The sequence below is a fragment of the Actinomycetota bacterium genome (assembly GCA_030776725.1).
Classification (GTDB): Bacteria; Actinomycetota; Nitriliruptoria; order Nitriliruptorales; family JAHWKO01; genus JAHWKW01.
Genome location: JALYHG010000091.1, coordinates 1 through 2418, shown reverse-complemented (window position 1 = coordinate 2418; position 2418 = coordinate 1). Strand labels below are relative to the sequence as shown.

3 protein-coding genes are annotated in these 2418 nt (G+C 67.9%); 1 reads left to right on the top strand and 2 read right to left on the bottom strand.

Annotated features, from left to right (window positions below; all coding sequences use genetic code 11):
• Positions 1 to 223, bottom strand: a 223-nt coding sequence (locus M3N57_04215; GenBank protein ID MDP9021901.1) for a hypothetical protein, incomplete at its 3' end; no start/stop codon positions are given.
• Positions 224 to 368: 145 nt separating this feature from the next.
• The gene (locus M3N57_04210) at positions 369 to 1145 is read right to left on the bottom strand and encodes a methyltransferase domain-containing protein (protein ID MDP9021900.1); all 777 of its coding nucleotides are present in this window, start codon (positions 1143 to 1145) and stop codon (positions 369 to 371) included.
• 81 nt (positions 1146 to 1226) lie between these two features.
• Between M3N57_04210 and M3N57_04205 the strand changes: the two genes are divergently transcribed.
• Positions 1227 to 1898, top strand: coding sequence for a metalloregulator ArsR/SmtB family transcription factor (locus M3N57_04205; protein MDP9021899.1), 672 nt, complete (start codon positions 1227 to 1229; stop codon positions 1896 to 1898).
• Positions 1899 to 2418 lie beyond the last annotated feature (520 nt).

Sequence of the window (2418 nt, the reverse complement as noted above, 5' to 3'; positions counted from 1 at the left end):
AGCGCCAGGGCGCCAGCGCCAGCAGCGCGGTCTGGTCGGGCGCGATGAGATCTGTGCGTGCGACGGCGTCCACGAGCAGTGATCCTCCCGAGAACAGCGCCAGCGGGCTGGCCCCGTCCGACAGCAGGTAGGCCAGGTGCTCCGGTGTGTGGCTGGGTATGGCCAGCGCCCGCAGGGTGAGACCCCCAGGTCGGTGGGTCTCCAGCGCGAAGCCAATCGCCACGCCGGCACGCTCGGCGGGGCGAGGTAGCCGCCGGGGTGGCGCACGGGGTCGACGACCATGGCTCGCCCGTCGCCCAGGTCGACGAGGTACGAGGAGTTGCCCAGCCCGTCGTCCACAAACGTGACGGGGTGCAACCCTGTGGCGGTTATGCCGGCTTGGTTCCGGCCACGACGATGTACCCGAGGTAGGGCACGGACTTGGCCATGCGTGGCATGAGCCAGGTCATCTTGCGGATGTGCGCCGGCCGGCCGGCCACGCGGCCGACGATCGCCATGCACCGGGCGACCCCCTCGTCGCCGAGGAATCCTCGCGCCGTCATCATCTCGAACGGGCCGGTCTCAGTCTCCAGACCGGTCAGGCCTGCCGACGCATACAGCTGCACCCAGTCCTCGACGGTGTCGAACTCCAGCCCAGGACAGACCTGTCCCAGGAAGATCTCCTTGGCTTCTGGCGTCGGCGGTGCCAGCCAGTAGAACTCCGTGGCGAGCACCCGCCCGCCGGGGCGGGTCACCCGCGCCAGCTCCCCGGTCGCCTGGCGTCGGTTGACGAACATCGTGACCGCCTCGGCGATGACGACATCGAAGCTGTCGTCGCCGTAGCGCAGGTCCAGGATGTCGCCGTCGGCAACGGTCACCAGGTCGGTGACGCCGGCGGCGTCGACGTTGACCCGCGCCCGTTCGAGCATCAGCGGAGCGATATCGACCGCCGTGACCGCAGCCCCGAAGCGCTGGGCGATCTCGATCGCCGTCGTACCCACGCCACAGCCGACATCCAGGACCCGGCTCGAGGCCGTGATCGCGGACCGGCGCAGCACCGACTCCGTAGATGTCCGGCCCCCCGGGTGGATCACCCCCTTGCCGATGATCGCCATGAACTTGTACGGATCGAGCGCCGCTATCTCGCTCGGTGCCAGCTTGATCATCCCCGCCACCTCCCGAGTCGGTTGTCAAGCAATCGTTTGAATATTTGAGAGCGGAGCCCCTAGCCGATGTACCATCACTGCATGGGTGACCGCGCCGCCAAGGACGCGCTTTATGACGGCCTCGCCGAGGTCGCCAAGGCGATGGCCAGCGGGCGGCGGGCAGAGATCGTCGACCTGCTCGCGCAGGGTGAGCGGTCGGTCGAGGGGATCGCCGCCGAGATCAACCACACCATGGCCAACACGTCACACCACCTCCGGTCGATGACGCGCGCCGGCGTGTTGACCACCCGACGCGACGGCACCCGCGTCTTCTACGCGCTGGCCAGCGACCGGGTCGCCGAACTGTGGGCGGCGCTGCGGGACGTCGCCACCGACCACGTCGCGGGCCTCGAGCGGCTGGCGATGGCCTACCTGGGCGACCGCGACGGCGTGGACATCATCGACCGGGCCGAGCTGGCGGCGCGGTTGGAGCGTCGCGAGGTGCTGCTGCTCGACGTCAGGCCGACGGCCGAGTACGCCGCCGGCCACATCACCGGCGCGCGATCACTGCCGATCAGCGAACTGCGCCAGCAACTGCGGGCATTGCCAAAAGACACGGAAGTCGTCGCCTACTGCCGCGGTCCCTACTGTGTCTACGCCGATGACGCGGTGCGCGCGCTGGTCCACAAAGGGTTCCGCGCCCACAGGCTCATCGACGGGTTTCCCGAATGGAAACGAGCTGGGCTCCCTGTGGCGGCCGGAAACCGTACTTGACGCTTCTTGTCAGCGGAGCCCGAGCACATCGGCAGACCGTGTGACAACCTTCGGACCACTCGCGAGAACCATGTGATAGCGGCTGTCAGCGGACGGTGGCGGCCATGAAGACGAAGGTCGCGTCCTTGTAGAAGCATCGCTCTGATTGGTCGTAGCCGACGGTGGTGTCGGCCTTGGTGTGGCGGGCGGCGCGTTGCATGTCGCGCAGGGGTACGCCTTGAGCCGTCCGATGGTGATGTAGAAGCGCCGTGTCAACGGCCATCTCAAATCCCCACTGGTGGCCAACGAAAGTCCCCACCTGGCTGGCGGTCATCTCGCCTTGCTCCTCCTGGTCGTGGTGCGGGTCCTGGCCTCGCGCATCCTGAAGGACTCGCCGTGGGTGGTCACCACGACGGTGGCGGCCCATCGGCGGTGTAAAAGGACGACGGGCGTAGGTTCCTGAGAGAGGACCAACTCGACTCAGGAAGGACTACGCCCGTGTCCACGCGAGTATCACCCACCGACCGCATCCGGCCCAGAT

Bases quoted from the DNA above. Each gene is read 5' to 3' on its own strand.
- M3N57_04210 (MDP9021900.1), bottom strand. From the start codon at position 1,145: ATGATCAAGCTGGCACCGAGCGAGATAGCGGCGCTCGATCCGTACAAG.
- M3N57_04205 (MDP9021899.1), top strand. From the start codon at position 1,227: ATGGGTGACCGCGCCGCCAAGGACGCGCTTTATGACGGCCTCGCCGAG.